Here is a 16,295-nt window from a genome sequence, read left to right on the forward strand (position 1 = left end):
AATCTCGAAAGAAAGGATGGAATCAATGATGGAACAAATGAACGCTGAAATAGTTGCTTTTAAGAAACAACTGGAAGATAGCAGAACGAAAGGACTAGTAATAGACCTTGATGAGACACTTTCGTGGACAGTCTATTACGTGGCCGGCGAACTTGCGAAGCTCTACGGAAATCCTCAAAGTTTATCAGTAGAAGAACTATGTGAACGAATGATGGCTCGTAATGTTCCCTTTTGGAATGTTGAAGAAATTCGAAAGTGGGGATTGCTCGCCCTGGAATCGGAAGAAATGACGGAAGAGTATCCGATTATTAAAGGTTCCGACAAAGCAGTTGAGAAAATAAATCAGATTATTCCTATAGTAGGTTACCTTACTTTAAGACAGACGTCAATCAGAAATGCTACAAGGAGATGGCTGAAGAAGCATGGATTCCCCGATGTACCCGTGATAACCAGGCCCGACAATTTAAAGCTTGAAGTAGGAATGAAATGGAAAGCAGATACATTAGCTTATCTCTATCCTCAGGTAATAGGTTCGATTGACGATACCCTTGATATTTTCAACTATTTACCAAGCAGTTATAAGGGGACCATTCTTCTGTATGGTCAAACGGATTACCCTAAAAACAATCTTAACATTATTCCCTGTAAAACTTGGGATGACGTTTACAAGAAAGTTGAAGAACACCAACTGGCATACGATGCACAATATTTTAAAACGCAAGAAAGGATTGAGCTAATTTGGAGAAAAACCAGTTTATCATGAATATTTCCAATGCAGAGAGCGTGAACCTGGAAAGTTTGGTGGAGTATCAAAGCGGGCAGTTGGTTAGCCTGACCATTGCCCAACATCAACATTATATTGTTTGCTATTGACCAAGGGGCCCAGGGGGAAGCGGGTAACGCTCACAGCGCTCCTGGGGATGCCCTGTTACAGATCCTGGACGGGGCTGCAGAGATCACTATCGGTGATAAAACCCTCACCGTCAAAAAAGGGAATTCTGTGGTTATGCCGGCAAATGTGCCGCATGCCTTGGCAGCAAAAGAACGATTTAAAATGCTGATGACCTTTATTAAGTAATGAGAATTGTATAGTGTATGGCAGCCTTCTCGACAAGGCCTGTTGCAGGGAGAATGCGAGAAGTAAATTTAGTGTGATTATTATTTTAACAAAATGCCTCGTCACACCAGCAAAGTACCAGAAATCAACTCTAAACGCGTAATTTCTGGTATTTTTTTGATAATCAATATGGGAACTTAGTAATTGCTAGTGGTTGCCATTCCCTAATAAAATCTTCATATATGAAAAATCTGTTCTCGAGAATGCATAGCAAAATAAATTTTCAACATACTATAAACCTAATCGGTCAAAGTTAAGTGAGGTGAGATATTTTGGAGAAACTTTTCAGTTTACCTGTAGAGAAACAAAATAAAATTATTGATGCAGCCATCAGGGCCTTTAGCACTAACGGCTATAAGAAGGCTTCAGTGAGCGACATAGCAAATGCCGCTGGGACTTCAAAGGCTATGGTTTTTCATTATTTTGGAACAAAAAAGGCGTTGTATCTCTATTTGATTGAGTATTGCGACACTATGTTTGAGACAGAAATCAATGATAAGCTTGACACTACTGTGACCGACTTCTTTGAGAGGTTTAAGATGCTAAGCAGTATTGATATTTCGCTCATGGAAAAGCATCCCGCGATCTTGTCCTTCTTATCCAGCATCTACTTTCAAAAAGATGAGGAAGTCAAAGAGGACATCAAGGCAATTTTGTCAAAAAGCGATAATTTAAGAAATAAAGTTGCCTTTATCGGCATAGATACGTCAAAGTTCAAGGATAGCATTGATCCAGAGCGTGTAATGAAAATTCTTTACTGGATTGGTGAAGGGTATGTCGCGCCATTGTCGTATCAAACGGAGGTCGATTACGATACCTTAGCTAAAGAAATGGACGATTGTTTGAATCTGCTCAGAAATAACTTTTATAAAGCAGAATACGTATGATTGATATTTACGGTATGTATCAATCAATTGATTTGCAAGAATGATGGTTAAATCAGAGATGGGAATATATATGAACTCATAGATCAGCTATCTCATGTGAAGGCGGACGACAGAGCTAAGATCAGTGAAATCAGCGGTAATATCCGCAGCGTTATCGAACAGACTGACATTGTAAAAGAAATTGATGAAGCTACTAGCCATCTTACAAAATTGAGAGTTAAAAATACCTACATGAGAAAAACGAGTATGTTGAAAATCATTATTATAAATGTTATACTGAAACAAATATTTAGAAGAGGGGTACAAGAATGTTTATTGTTAAAATGAGACTCCGTTATTTAGTTTAATACAAATAACTAAATAAAATATAAGGTAAAAACCTATAGCTTTAGGTTTGTTGGTTGTACCTTATTTTCGGATTCTTATAATGAACATTCATATACTTTTATCGTATCATATTATAGACATTAAGTGTGACTGCCTTAGTGTAGTTTTTGATGTTCTATATTTTTTATAGAGATATTAGGGTTGCAGGTGAATTATGTTTATTTGCAGCCCTTTTTTACGTTGAATGGTCATTCTCAAGAATTCACATCAAATTAATAAATGAGGTGAATTTGAGAATATGTGTATAAATGATATTAAGAAAAAAGATAGAATTAGAGAATTAATATAAAAAATAAAAGTTTTTTCAAATGTCCTGTATGCAGTGGGACAATGTCTATGAATACTTTTGGAAGTTTAACTTGTAATTCTAAGTATAATTTTGGCTTATCTAAAAAAGGCTATCTGAATTTATTAACATCAAGCAATGATACTATATATTCAAAGGAATTATTTGAAGCAAGACATAGAGTTTGTGAAGCTGGCTTCTATGACCCTTTGATTGATGAACTTGCGAAAATAATTGATGAATACAAAAAATCTATGAATCATAAAAAAATGAATGTTTTAGATGCAGGATGCGGTGAAGGATCTCATATTTATAGTATCTTTCAAAAGCTTAAAGAAAATCAGAACAATACTTATGTAGGCGTTGATATTTCAAAAGATAGTATTAACATCGTAGCAAGAAACAATGCTGATATTATTTGGTGTGTAGCTGACGTAGCAAGACTACCTTTTCAAAATAAAAGCTTTGATGTTGCTTTAAATATACTATCTCCTGCTAATTACAGTGAATTTGATAGAATATTAAATGATGAAGGAATTGTTATAAAAGTAGTTCCAGGTTCAAATTACCTTAAAGAATTACGTGAAACTATTTATATTGATAAGAATGTCTCTGATTATTCCAATAGTAAAGTGATTAACTATTTTAAAGAAAAGATAGATGTAGAGGACATTCAAAATATCAAATATAAATTTGATGTTAGTAAAGAGCTTTTACCACACTTCATTAGAATGGCACCATTAACTTGGGGAAAAAGTACTGAAAGATTAAATGATGTATGCCAAAAGAATATATCTTCAATAACTGTAGATTTAACATTTATAATTGGTACTAAGAAAAAATAAATTGATCACAAGATAGAGAAGATTTGTATAAAACTTGAATGAAAATTTTTTAAGGAGATTGAAGTGCTAAATGGACTTCAACGAGCAATTTTCGAGCGGGAGCGAGAGTCTTAAATTGCTCAGTGCTTCCGACTAAAAGGAGGAACATTTATGTATTATATATTCATATAATCCTTTCTGTTTAAATCGCAGGGTTTTCCCTGCGAATAGGTAAATGAAAACGTGCGATTTTAGACAGGAGGAAGGAAAATGGAATTAATAATAAAAGCAAAAAACCTTCGTGTGGAATACACAGGGCGTGAGGTTTTAGATATAGATGAATTAGAATTATATGATTATGACCGTATTGGTTTGGTAGGAGCAAATGGTGCAGGGAAAAGCATCTTGCTCAAGGTGCTGTTGGGAGAGTTAACTCCACCAGGATGTAAAATCAATCGTCTTGGAGGATTTGCCTATATCCCTCAGTTAGATGAAGCAACTTTGCAGGAGGTCAAAAATTTTGCACTTATGGGCAAACTTGGTGTTGGGCAATTACAGGTACAGACCATGAGCGGTGGTGAAGAAACAAGACTTAAAATAGCACAGGCCCTTTCAGCGCAGGTGCATGGTATTTTGGCGGATGAACCTACCAGTCATTTGGACCGTGAAGGAATCGATTTTTTAATTGGACAGTTAAAGTATTTTTCTGGTGCATTGTTAGTTATAAGCCATGCCCGCTATTTCCTTGATGAGGTGGTAGATAAAATATGGGAACTGAAAGATGGCAAAATCACTGAGTATTGGGGGAACTATTCTGATTATCTTCGTCAGAAAGAGGAAGAATATAAAAGTCAGACTGTAAAATACGAACAGTTCGTTGCAGAACGCGAGTGATTAGAAAAGGCTGCTGAGGAAAAGCGAAAACAAGCACAAAAAATAGATCAGAAAGCTAAAGGTGCTGCTAAGAAAAACAATTCTGAAAGTGGTGGGCGTCTGGCTCATCAGAAAACAATGGGAAGTAAGCAAAAAACATTGTACAATGCTGCTAAGTCCATGGAACATAGGATCGCAGCTTTGGGGGAGATGGAAGCTCCTGAAAACATTCGGACTATTCGTTTTCACCAGAGTAAAGCATTGGAGCTTCATAATCCATTTCCGATTTGTGGAACAGAAATTAATAAAAGTTTCGGAGATAAGGTGTTATTTGAAAAGGCATCTTTTAACATTCCACTTGGAGCAAAGGTGGCACTGACTGGTGGTAATGGTTCAGGAAAAACAACTTTAATCCAAATGATATCAAACCATGAAAAGGGTGTTTCTATTTCACCTAAGGCTGAAATAGGTTACTTTGCCCAAAATGGTTGCAAATACAACTGTAATCAAGAGGTTATGGAATTTATGCAGGAGAATTGCTATTATAATGTATCAGAAATACGTTCAGTGCTGGCCTCCATGGGTTTTGTGCAAAATGATATTCGCAAAAGGTTATCTGTTTTAAGCGGCGGGGAAATTATTAAGCTGTTGCTCTCTAAAATGCTAATGGGCAGGTATAATATCTTGTTAATGGACGAACCGAGCAACTTCCTTGACCTGCCAAGCTTAGAGGCTTTGGAAATGCTGATGAAAGGGTATGCAGGAACCATTATGTTTATCACCCACGACAAACGACTTCTTGATAATGTGGCTGATATAATTTATGAAATCAAAGATAAGGGATTGAACTTAGTCCAATAATTATTGTATACTTCGTGTTGATAAACCAAAGGTAGGACTGTGAAAGAGATTATGAGTTTTGTCTAACTTACTAAGTAGGTTAGACTCCTAATGTGAAAAATGAGGTCCTTCAAGATAAACTTTAAAGGCTCGTTTCCATAGGGATAATGTGAAACATAAGTAATATATTGCAAAAATGTATAACTCGACATAAGATGTAGCTTTTGATATTGAAAAAAGGAGTGTGTTCGTATGGCAGATAATATTATTCAATTAGTAATAGAGAAGTTATCCTCTTTGCATTGTATAGAAGGTATTGTATTAGGGGGGTCACGGGCAAGAGGCACCAATACAGAGGATTCTGATATAGATATCGGAATCTATTACAATTCAGAATCATTTGACCTGACTACTATCAATCAACTTGCTACAGAGTTGGATGATGGGCATAGAAGCAACCTTGTTGTACCTCCCGGAGCGTGGGGTGATTGGGTTAATGGCGGTGGATGGTTAGTCATAAATGGGTATCATGTTGACTTAATTTTACGTGATAAAAAACGGGTGGAAAAAATAATTAAAGATACGGAGCAAGGAATTGTTACTGCCAATTATCAGACAGGGCATCCCCATGGATATATTAGCGCCATGTATCGTGGAGAATTGGCAATCAGCAGGGTACAATACACTAATGATGAAAACTTTTATGAATTAAAAAAGCAAGCAGAACGTTATCCAACCGCTTTGCAGAAAGGGTTAGCCGAATTTTTTATGTTTGAGGCAGGTTTCTCTTTAATGTTTGCTGAGAAAAATATAGATAAAGACGATGTATCCTATGTTTGCGGGCATTGCTTTCGAAGCATATCTTCCATTAATCAAGTCTTATTTGCAGTAAACAGAGAGTACTGTATAAATGAGAAAAAGGCTGTTAAGATGATTGAAGATTTTAAGATCAAGCCAAGCGATTACAAGGGAAGGGTCGATAAGGTTATTTCCTTAATATCAACTGATGTAGAATGTACAAGAAAAGGAATAGAGATTCTTCAAAGACTAGTAAACGAGGTTGAACACCTGAAAGGAGCTAATATTCAATGACGAGACCAGATAAGAAAAAGCTATATCCAAATGAAAATATAAAGACGGTTTGCTATATAAGTAACTTGCCTAAAAGATCTAATGTTGAGATTGGGGAATACACTTATTATAGCGATAATAAAAAGTCTCCAGAGAAATTTTATGATAATATAGAGCACCACTACGAATTTCTAGGAGATAAACTGATAATAGGCAAGTTCTGTGCAATTGCAGAGGGTGTTAAGTTTATTATGAATGGTGCAAATCATAGAATGGATGGAATTACAACCTATCCCTTTAATATCTTTGGCTGTGGATGGGAGAAGGTGACTCCTACAATAGAACAACTTCCTTATAAGGGTGACACAGTAATTGGCAACGATGTTTGGATTGGTCAAAATGTAACCATTATGCCGGGCGTTAAAATTGGTGACGGCGCTATTATTGCTGCTAATTCAACTGTTATAAAAAATGTTGAGCCATATGCTATTGTGGGTGGGAATCCTGCGAAGCTTATTAAGAAAAGATTTTGTGATGAAAAGGTTGAATTCTTGCTAAAGCTTCAATGGTGGAACTGGGACGAAGAGAAGATATTTAATAATCTTGAAAATCTAACATCGGAAGCTGGGTTAGATCAATTAATGAAGGAATATATAAACTAGCAGAATTCCAAGACCCCCTTAATTTTAGGGGGTCTAACTTTTACGCAGAACTAAGGATATTTGCGTTAAAGTTTAAGGTTTTGCGTATTTGTTAATGCTTGTAGAGGAAAACTCTACCCTCATGGTGAGCTTGGTTATAACCTTTTGCTTATCTTTGGGGATAAATGTGACTACCTTGAGCCTCCAAATACCCCAGGAGAGCTTACTAGGCGAATTAAGAATATGATATATATGTATTGGGTTAAGTGGCTTAAATCAATCAAGTTAAGATAGATTGTTCCACTGTATTTTTTTGTCGGCTGACATGAATAAGCAATAAATCTGTGAGTTAATAGGAAGATTAACCTTATCGAAGAACTCCAAAACTTTCTGAATTAGGGCTTCAGGTTTAAGCCAACATACAGAGAAACGATATCCTGCAAAATCTTGCAAGAATTGTCGGGAGCGATCATTTTATTTGTGCTATCCTATTAGTGAAATGGAGGTCAAATAAATGGATTTACTTGAAAAATTGAATGGCCCTTTGGACTATATTGAAAAAAATCTTGCAAATAATATCGATTTTAAAGAAGTAGCTATGCTGGCTTCTTGCTCTGAGAGTTATTTTAGAAGAATATTTTCTATTCTTGTGGGAAGCACACTTTCAGAGTACATCCGCCGCAGGCGACTTACCCTTGCAGCATTTGAGCTTGATAATCGCAACATGAGCATTTCAGATATTGCCCTGAAATATGGATACCATTCACCAGATTCTTTTACAAGAGCCTTTCAAGCTTTTCATGGTGTAACGCCGTCAGAGGCCAGAATATATGGGAGATGGTTAAAAGCATACACAAGAATGACTTTTCAGCTGTTAGTGAGTAAGGAGGACAATCATGAAGCCGAAGATAAAGAAGATATTTACAGAAAACAATGACTTTCAACATATAGAAGCTCTCAAGAGAAATAGAGAGAAGAGAAACAAATACAATGAGTTTTTTATTGAAGGTGTTAAATCAATAAACTATGCGATCCAATATAATTGGAATATTAAAACTTATATATATTCAAAGGAGAAACCGCTCTCACAATGGGCGTTAAATGTACTATCTAATTCGAAGGCAGAATTACATTTGGAATTATCTCTTAAGTTAATGGAAAAATTAAGTGATAAAGAAGAGGAATACTCAGAAATATTAGCAGTTGTTAGCATGAGGAAAAATAATTTGTCAAGAATTAAGATAAAAGATGATATGTTAGTTGTTGTATTTGATAGACCTTCAAGTTATGGCAATTTAGGCACCCTTATGCGTTCCTGTGAGGCATTGAAGGTTGACGGTTTAATTGTAACAGGTCATGCTGTGGACTTATATGACACTAAAACCATAAGGGCAAGTATGGGGACCTTCTTTTCTGTTCCTTCTGTAAGGTTACAGTCACATAATGACGTTATAACATGGTTTAACGGCATAAAAAGCAGCATTAAAAACTTTAAAGTTATTGGTTCAACCTCTAAAGCGGATAAACTTGTTATGGACTCTAACTTAACAAACCCCATGGCGTTACTTATTGGTAATGAAACTTATGGGTTGAGTGATAACTATAAAGCGATTTGTGACATGCTTATAAAAATACCCATGGGCGGGGATATTACATCATTTAATGTAGCATGTGCTGGATCAATAATGCTGTATGAAATTACAAGACAACGTAAAAATATAGTATAGAATATATGCTGTATTCTTATATTGCATTATTTGGGAAAAGAACTAATGTTTCTAGAATATCGAATGTTATAGAGACAGTAATCAAAGGAGAAAGTATTATGAATTATAGATTTGCTGTAGAAAATAGGAATTATGAGGATTTCTCAAGTGGCAGAGTATTTTACAATCAGAAAGGAACAACTTCATTTCCAGTAAGATTAGCAAGTGAAATTTATCAGCTATGTAAATCTATTCTGATGAAACAAGGATGTGATAAGCCTTATGTATTATACGATCCCTGCTGCGGAGGAGCATATCTTCTAGCGTCGATTAGTTTTCTCCATGGAGAGGAGATATCAAAAATTTATGCGTCCGATGTTGATGAAACCGTAATCCCATTAGCTCAAAAAAATTTGGTTCTATTAACAAAAGAAGGTATGGCTGAGCGTATAAGAAAAATTCAAAAAATGATTGCGGAATATGGTAAGGAGTCTCACTCCCAAGCTCTGGAAAGTTCATTGAATTTAAGAAATATGCTTGAAAGGAGGGATAAATCTATAGAAGTTAAATGTTTCATTTCTGACATTACACAAAACAATAACCTTATAAATGCTACCCGTGATGTTAATATGATTATTACAGATTTACCCTATGGGGAAATTGTAAACTGGAATTCTATGGAGGATGAAAAAGGAGCTGTGGAAAAGCTCCTCGATAACGTTCTTCAAGTTATGTCAAGTGATTCGGTAATTTCAATAATTTCAAAGAGTAAAAGCAAAATAAAACATAAGAATTTTAAGCAAGTTGAGCGATTTGTAATCGGAAAACGTCAAATAACTATTCTTAAACCTATTAATACTGAGTAATAGTGGAAAAATGCAGGGTACAGTATACATGAAGGTAAAATTTTAAAATAAAGCAGTATGGTGTCTTAGTACTAATTTAAAGTTAAAGAATGGAGTTGATTTTTTGAAATCATTTAAGGTCAATATAAATACTGATCAAGCAGAAGAAATTTTAAAGGGAGAGTTTGGAGAACCTGTTACAGACCTCTCACCTATTGAAATGGGTGAGTTAAGTAAAGTGTTTAGTTTTAGGGTAAAGGATAAGCCCTATGTTGTACACTTTAGAAAAAGCAGAGAAAGTTTGGATAAGGCTGAGTATATGTATAAGTTTTATGGTGATAAATTGCCAATTCCACCTGTAGTTATGTCTGGGGAAAGTAACGAAGTATTTTTTAATATAAGCAATAAGGCGGAAGGGAGACCTGTAAGTTCCTATTCAGTTTCGGAGCAGAAAATCATTTTGGATAATTTAGCAAAGCATTTTACAAATATGAGCCAGATTATACTTGATCCTTCAAAGGGATTTGGATTAATATCTCCAGAGGGTACTGCTTATTCTAGATCCTGGGGAGAAGTTATAGCTGGATTTTTTAAAGAAGATCAGGAAGGATTTTATAAGGATTGGACAAAACTTTATAAAGAAAGTTTCCTGGAAAAGTCCCTGTTTGAGGAAGGGTATTTAGCAATGATGGAACTTATAAAGTATTCGCCAAATATACCACACCTTGTTCACGGTGATTTTCATCTAGGGAACATGTTGTCAGATGGAAAACGAGTTACTGGTATTGTTGATTGGGAACTTTCAATGTACGGTGATTTTATGTTTGATTTAGCAATATTACATCTGTGGGCACCCCACTTGGAATTCCCTCAAAAGGTAAGAAATTTATGGCTGGAGAATGGAAGTGATATAGTAAACTTTAATGAAAGACTGCGTTCTCATATGCTGTTTAAAGCAATAGACGGTCTGCGATTTTACGCTAAGCAAGGGATAAAGCCTAGTTATGACTTTATCAGAGAAAGAGTAGTGAATTTGATAAAAGGATTGTAAGTTAAGCTTAAATGAGGAGAACATTATGAATAGTGTATTAGAAAGTATAATTACAAGAAGAAGAATATGAAGTGATCGATGTGAACAAATATCAAAAGATAACCTAAAATTTATTCTTTTAGTAGGCAGTTATGCTCTAAATGCAATGTGAACTCAAAATAATAGATTCTACACAATTGGGCAAGAAATGCCTGATGGATAGTTTCTGTTATTCTAATAACGAGGGGAGGTCAAATTAATGGATTCACTTAAAAAAATGAATGAAGCATTAAGTTATATTGAAAAAAATCTTACAAATGATATTGATTTAAAAGAAGTTGAAAGAATAGCTTTGTGCTCAAAATATCATTTTCAAAGAATGTTCTCTTTCCTTGCAGGGATTACGCTATCAGAATACATTCGACGTAGACGACTTACACTTGCGGCTTTTGAGCTTAATAGTAGTAATATAAGAGTTATTGATATTGCTATAAAATATGGATATAGCTCAGCTGACTCTTTTACAAGGGCTTTTCAAAGCTTGCATGGAATCACTCCTTCTGAAGCCAGAAACGATGGTCAATCTTTAAAAGCATATCCAAGAATGACCTTTCAGGTATCAGTAAAAGGAGGGAATGAAATGAACTATCGAATCGAAGAAAAAGAAGCATTTAACATAGTTGGTATTAAGGAAAGGGTGCCTATTATTTTCAATGGAGAAAATCCAAAGATTTCTGAAATGTGGGAAAAATTAGATGGTGGAAAAATCAGTAAACTTAAGGAGTTATCAAATGTAGAGCCTATCGGATTGCTTAGTGTATCTACAAATTTTTCGGAAGGTAGAATGGAGGAAAAGGGAAAGCTGGATCATTATATTGGTGTAGCGACAAATAATCAATGCCCAAGTGATTTGGTAGAACTTAAAGTTGCAGCTTCAACATGGGCTGTGTTTGAAGCTGCAGGGCCATTTCCTGAGACACTTCAAAATGTCTGGGGACGTATTTATTCTGAATGGTTTCCATCTTCAAATTATGAAATAGCAGAAGGACCAGAAATTTTGTGGAATGAGAATAAAGATGTAACTTCACTAAAATTCAAGAGTGAAATATGGATACCGGTTACTAAAAGGAAATAGCAGTGTAATGAAACTTACTTTAGACTTCACTATGAAAGTCCTACTAAATTTCAAGGGGGCCTTAGGGGGTACATCTTTACGCAAAATCAATATTAATGCATATTAGTATCATCTTCCTATCAAAACACACGTGGAGTGCGTGGTATTGATACAGAGGAAATAGGCTGATATCAGAGGCCTTGAAGGATTTCAAGTAAATATTGAAGTGTGTTTTATGTTCCCTCAAACTGATTAGTTTGGGTGATTTTACATTAGGGGGGCTAACTTTTATGCAGAACTAGGTATATTTGTGTTGAGTTTTTTGTACTTGATTATTTTCTTTTAACCCATCATAATCCCTTTCTGAGAAAGACTGTGATGTTATTAAAATATCCGACATTCGTGTTATTTTGAAGGTTCTATATGCGTTTCTGGTTAAGCAGAAAGCTCTTTAGAAATGCTATATTATAAGTTGGAAAATTAGTAAGGTATCGAGAACTATTTTCGTTGCTATTTTATTTAGTTCAAAAAACACTATAAAATTCATTTAAAATTATCATATGTTAATGCGCTATTTTATACTACAAGTTACGATTATGCTATACAACAGAAAGGAGCGGTAAAATGAATGATAAATATACAATAAAGATTGCTCAGATGCTGGAACAATATAAAAGATATATTAACGAGGAAACCTTAAATAAGCTTATCAATTTCAATCAACTGATTCATTATAAAAAAGGTGATTTAATTCCAGCAAATCATAAAGGCTTTCTACTGCTCACTGGCATCATACGAGGTTATTACCTTGATTTAGATGGAAATGATGTTACACACATATTTGTTTTTGAAGGTACTACCTATGGCTCTGACTTTCTTACGACAGATAAACCGTATGTGTGTAATTTTGAGGCCATAGAAGAATGTACTGCAGTGGAAATCAACAGAGCTGTTTTATTGGAAGAACTCAAAAATAATCAAGGGTTGACGATGGCATATATCCGTATGCTTGAAGAAGCTTTGAAGCGAAAAATACTCCGTGAAACAAGCCTTGTAACGAAATCAGCTACGGAGAGGTATCTGGAATTGAAAAGAGCATACCCGGCAATCGAAAAAAGAGTCAGTCAGGCGCATATCGCTTCCTATCTGGGTATAACGCCCGTATCCTTAAGTCGTATTCGCAGGGTTATAAGGGAAGAAAACTAAAAAGTCAAGGAGAGATTGTGATGGGGGATAAAACAAAACAAGAACCAATCAAGTCAAAGTTTGGACATTTTACGAAACCACAAAGGCGTTAACTAGTGCTGGTGCAACAGTTGTTGTCTTAGCAAGAGATATAAAAAGGGCAAAGAAGAATTTAAGAAAGATATCTAATGTAGAAATTGAGTATCTTGATTTATTAGTGCCTAGCTCTATTGATACCTTTGCAAACAGGTTTCTAAAAAGCAATAGACCGATCCATTTTTTAATAAATCATGCAGGTATTATTGCTCCGCCTCTTACTAGAGATAAAAGAGGATATGAGTATCAATTTGCAACAAATCATCTAGGACATTTTCAACTAACTGCCAGACTATTTCCAGCACTAAAGATGGCGAATGGAGCCCGTGTCATTGAAGTTGCATCCCGTGGACACAAATTTGGTGGAATTATATTTGAAGATATAAATTTTGAAAAAACGGAGTACAATGGCATGAGAGCTTATGCACAGTCTAAAACAGCTAATATTTTGTTCATGATTAAACTAGACGAAGTTGCGAAAAAGTATAATATAAGAGCTTATGCTGCTCATCCAGGGCCAATTCCTTCATCAGACCTTTTTGCTGAAAGCGTTGTTGGCATTAAGCACCCTAAGGTTTCAGATGCCTTTAAAACAGTTGAGCAAGGAGCCTCGACTTCTGTATGGTGTGCTGTTAGCAGTGATTTAGAAAATATTGGTGGTGTTTATTGTGAAGATTGTAATATAGCTCCGGTTGTTGCTGCTCATAGTGATTCTCCATATGGGGTGCGTCCTTGGGCAATTGATATGGAACAGGCCACTCGTTTATGGGAACTTAGCGAAAAAATGTGTGACATAAAATTTATTATATAGGGCAGATTAGTTCAAACACAATTCTAATAATTGGGTGGTAGACCAGGCAATGTTTCGATTATTCTTAAACAAATGGGTAAATCTATTGATAATTTGTTTGTTTAGATAAAAGAGTTCAATATTGAAAACTGCTATTAGAAAATGGAGGAATAAATGATGAATAATGATGAAATTTTACAAAATACAATTCAAGCCCCAATTAATTCAGGGTTCAATTCTAAGACAACTGCAAAGGGAGTATTGGGCATTTATGACTTAACAGGAAAGGTTGCTATTGTGACGGGAGGTTATTCAGGGATTGGCCTTGAGACGACACGCGCATTGGCTGAAGCAGGTGCAACCGTTATTGTGCCTGTAAGAACACCAGAAAAAGCCCGAGCTGCGGTTGTAGGTATTCCAAATGTTGAATTAGATGAGCTTAATCTAATGGATCCAGATTCAATAGATGCTTTTGCACAGCGTTTTCTCGCTTCCAAAAGATTACTGCATATACTTATTAACAGTGCAGGTATAATGGCACCGCCGCTAAGACGTGATGCAAGAGGCTATGAATCCCAGTTTTCTACGAATCATCTTGGACATTTTCAGCTGACAGCAAGGTTGTGGCCTGCGCTAAAACAAGCAAAAGGAGCACGGGTTGTGGTGGTTTCTTCCCGAGGTCATCGTTTGGGAGGCATTGATTTTGAAGATCCAAACTTTGAACATAAGGATTACGATAAATGGAAAGCATATGCACAATCAAAGACAGCCAATGTCCTATTTGCACTGGAATTAGACAAACGAGGGAAAAATTACAATGTGCGGATTTTTTCTGTTCATCCAGGGTTAGTGCCATTAACTGATCTAGGAAGAGATTTGACAGAACTTAAAGTACAAAGTCGTGCTGGCAGCAACGGGAACAATTCACAGTTTAAGAATGTAGAGCAAGGAGCGGCAACCAGCGTTTGGTGTGCTACAAGCAGCCAACTTAATGGAATGGGAGGTGTCTATTGCGAGGATTGCGATACATCTACTGCCGAATCGACTGATAGTAATAGTGAGACAGGTGTGTGGCCATGGGCTATTGATCCAAAGTCTGCTGAGAAGCTTTGGGAAATAAGCGAAACGTTTACTGGTGTGAAATTTGTATTCTAAAAAAGTGCAGTGTTGCCAAATTGTTATAACAATCAATCCTGCGACCCCCGGCAGACTGTGCAAAAATTAGGTTTTAATCATGCTTATTAAATGTATTAGATATATTCAAAACCATCTTTCAGTATTCGTCTTAATTAAAGGCTAAAATAACTCCTAATTTAAGCTGCTTTTATAATGTTGTTATTAACTAAATATCCTAGGAGATTTTCAACTCCTAGGATATTTATAATTCTTTTTAAGTTGTAGGTAAAAAAGTCAATACTAATTTCTCCCCTTTACTTTTTTGAAGCCTCTCAAAAGTAAGTAGTAAAAATTCATGTTTCTTTTTAGTGTACCAAATACATACTCGATTATTTCTTGTCTTTGGATATATTTTTTAGGATTTTCTTTAACTCTCATATTTACTATATCCGTAATGTCTTCATTTACTTTTCTAGTTATTGTTCTGCCTTTGCTGGATGTAGTACATTTGTCTTTACTTAGACAATTTGTGCAAGCCTCAAAATTACAATATTTTCTTTGTGGAATATCAAACTTTTTAGTTATATACAGCAAGATCTGTCCTTCCGGACAAATATATGTGTTTTCTTGTGGATTATATTTGAATTTATCAGAAAAATACCTAAAATCACCTATACTGTTAGAATATCTAGGCTTAGAAACATAACAAATAATCTGATTTTCTTCGCAGTTTTTCAAATCAGATGTTTCGAAGTATCCTTTATCTGCTAAAACCTCAATGTTTTCTACATTGAATTTTTCTTTGGATTTTAAACTCGTATTATATAATTGTCCTTGGTCAGCTGAGTTGTTAGTTACTTCAAAAGTAGCTATTAACTTGTTTTTAGAATCCACAGCTGTTTGAATATTATAACCAACATCAGTTCCTTGATGAGAGCCAAATTTAACTGTTTTAGCATCTAAATCTGTTGGATTAATTTCATTAATTTCCTCATTCTCTAAATATTTTTCAATATCAGTATATTCGGTTATCTTGTTTTTAAGTATTTTTATTGCATGTTCAATTTTTTCTTTTTCAAGCTTGGTTTCCTCTTCATTCTCTGTTAAATCATTCTTTTCAAGGTCATGCATATACTCATTTATTTTATTTTGAGCCAATTCTCTCATTTTCGAAATTTTATTTTTACTATAATGTTTCCTCTTAGATGCTGATGCTTCAATTTTTGTTCCGTCAACGGCTATAGGTTCTTTGCCATATAAGCCAAGCTTTATGCAAAAATTATGGGGAATTACCTTTTAGAGTATTTCAGAAATCACAGCTATGGCTAGACTAAAGAATGTTACAAATAGAATAAACTAGGGTATAATTTTATACAGGATTATCTTTAGAGAACCATACCATAAATAGCGTACACTTTTGTTTACCCATTAATGTAACTTAATTTGCAATATGTTGAGTGTTTGTGGAATTATATATTATGCGTGTA

General features: G+C 35.1%; 16 protein-coding genes and 1 pseudogene. 16 read left to right on the plus strand and 1 reads right to left on the minus strand.

All coding sequences use genetic code 11. The features are described 5' to 3' along the window. Positions 1-25 precede the first annotated feature (25 nt). From AC0N0V_RS07295 to AC0N0V_RS07370, 16 genes and pseudogenes are all read left to right on the plus strand, one after another. A complete protein-coding gene (locus tag AC0N0V_RS07295; protein WP_474463110.1) occupies positions 26-763 on the plus strand; it encodes a hypothetical protein in 738 nt (245 codons plus the stop codon). Further along, a pseudogene (locus tag AC0N0V_RS07300) lies at positions 760-1,078 on the plus strand (cupin domain-containing protein). Before AC0N0V_RS07295 ends, AC0N0V_RS07300 begins: the two are co-directional and overlap by 4 nt. Positions 1,079-1,389: 311 nt before the next feature. After that, entirely contained in the window at positions 1,390-2,004 is a 615-nt protein-coding gene (locus AC0N0V_RS07305; RefSeq protein ID WP_474463112.1) for a TetR/AcrR family transcriptional regulator, read from the plus strand. 723 nt (positions 2,005-2,727) lie between these two features. Next, a complete protein-coding gene (locus AC0N0V_RS07310) occupies positions 2,728-3,522 on the plus strand; it encodes a methyltransferase domain-containing protein (RefSeq protein ID WP_474463115.1) in 795 nt (264 codons plus the stop codon). A 249-nt stretch (positions 3,523-3,771) separates the two neighbouring features. Beyond that, positions 3,772-4,395 (plus strand): ATP-binding cassette domain-containing protein, encoded by a 624-nt coding sequence (locus AC0N0V_RS07315; protein WP_474463118.1) that lies wholly within the window; start codon positions 3,772-3,774, stop codon positions 4,393-4,395. 117 nt (positions 4,396-4,512) lie between these two features. After that, positions 4,513-5,235, plus strand: coding sequence for an ATP-binding cassette domain-containing protein (locus AC0N0V_RS07320; protein WP_474463121.1), 723 nt, complete (start codon positions 4,513-4,515; stop codon positions 5,233-5,235). A gap of 231 nt (positions 5,236-5,466) precedes the next feature. Continuing rightward, positions 5,467-6,306 carry a nucleotidyltransferase domain-containing protein gene (locus tag AC0N0V_RS07325; protein ID WP_474463124.1) on the plus strand — a complete coding sequence of 280 codons (840 nt, stop codon included), beginning with the start codon at positions 5,467-5,469 and terminating at the stop codon, positions 6,304-6,306. After that, positions 6,303-6,947, plus strand: a complete 645-nt coding sequence (locus tag AC0N0V_RS07330) for a Vat family streptogramin A O-acetyltransferase (RefSeq protein WP_474463127.1) — start codon at positions 6,303-6,305, stop codon at positions 6,945-6,947. Before AC0N0V_RS07325 ends, AC0N0V_RS07330 begins: the two co-directional genes overlap by 4 nt. 493 nt (positions 6,948-7,440) lie before the next feature. Next, on the plus strand, positions 7,441-7,863 hold the full coding sequence (locus AC0N0V_RS07335) for a helix-turn-helix transcriptional regulator (protein ID WP_474463130.1): 423 nt from the start codon (positions 7,441-7,443) through the stop codon (positions 7,861-7,863). Further along, positions 7,823-8,653 carry a TrmH family RNA methyltransferase gene (locus tag AC0N0V_RS07340; protein ID WP_474463132.1) on the plus strand — a complete coding sequence of 277 codons (831 nt, stop codon included), beginning with the start codon at positions 7,823-7,825 and terminating at the stop codon, positions 8,651-8,653. The genes AC0N0V_RS07335 and AC0N0V_RS07340 overlap by 41 nt, the downstream gene beginning before the upstream one ends. A 98-nt stretch (positions 8,654-8,751) precedes the next feature. Further along, complete coding sequence (locus tag AC0N0V_RS07345; RefSeq protein ID WP_474463135.1) at positions 8,752-9,498, plus strand: hypothetical protein; 747 nt, start codon at positions 8,752-8,754, stop codon at positions 9,496-9,498. A 103-nt stretch (positions 9,499-9,601) separates the two neighbouring features. Then, positions 9,602-10,528, plus strand: a complete 927-nt coding sequence (locus tag AC0N0V_RS07350) for an aminoglycoside phosphotransferase family protein (RefSeq protein WP_474463137.1) — start codon at positions 9,602-9,604, stop codon at positions 10,526-10,528. A gap of 238 nt (positions 10,529-10,766) precedes the next feature. Further along, complete coding sequence (locus AC0N0V_RS07355) at positions 10,767-11,642, plus strand: AraC family transcriptional regulator (protein ID WP_474463139.1); 876 nt, start codon at positions 10,767-10,769, stop codon at positions 11,640-11,642. A gap of 603 nt (positions 11,643-12,245) precedes the next feature. Further along, positions 12,246-12,827, plus strand: coding sequence for a Crp/Fnr family transcriptional regulator (locus AC0N0V_RS07360; protein WP_474463141.1), 582 nt, complete (start codon positions 12,246-12,248; stop codon positions 12,825-12,827). A 130-nt stretch (positions 12,828-12,957) separates the two neighbouring features. After that, positions 12,958-13,713 carry an SDR family NAD(P)-dependent oxidoreductase gene (locus tag AC0N0V_RS07365; protein ID WP_474464476.1) on the plus strand — a complete coding sequence of 252 codons (756 nt, stop codon included), beginning with the start codon at positions 12,958-12,960 and terminating at the stop codon, positions 13,711-13,713. 156 nt (positions 13,714-13,869) lie between these two features. Further along, a complete protein-coding gene (locus tag AC0N0V_RS07370) occupies positions 13,870-14,847 on the plus strand; it encodes an oxidoreductase (RefSeq protein ID WP_474463143.1) in 978 nt (325 codons plus the stop codon). A 261-nt stretch (positions 14,848-15,108) separates the two neighbouring features. Here AC0N0V_RS07370 and AC0N0V_RS07375 read toward each other — a convergent pair whose 3' ends face one another. Beyond that, positions 15,109-15,975 (minus strand): transposase, encoded by an 867-nt coding sequence (locus AC0N0V_RS07375; RefSeq protein WP_474463146.1) that lies wholly within the window; start codon positions 15,973-15,975, stop codon positions 15,109-15,111. Between the last annotated feature and the right edge of the window lie 320 nt (positions 15,976-16,295).

The organism is Clostridium sp. CS1-1, from assembly GCF_056135525.1.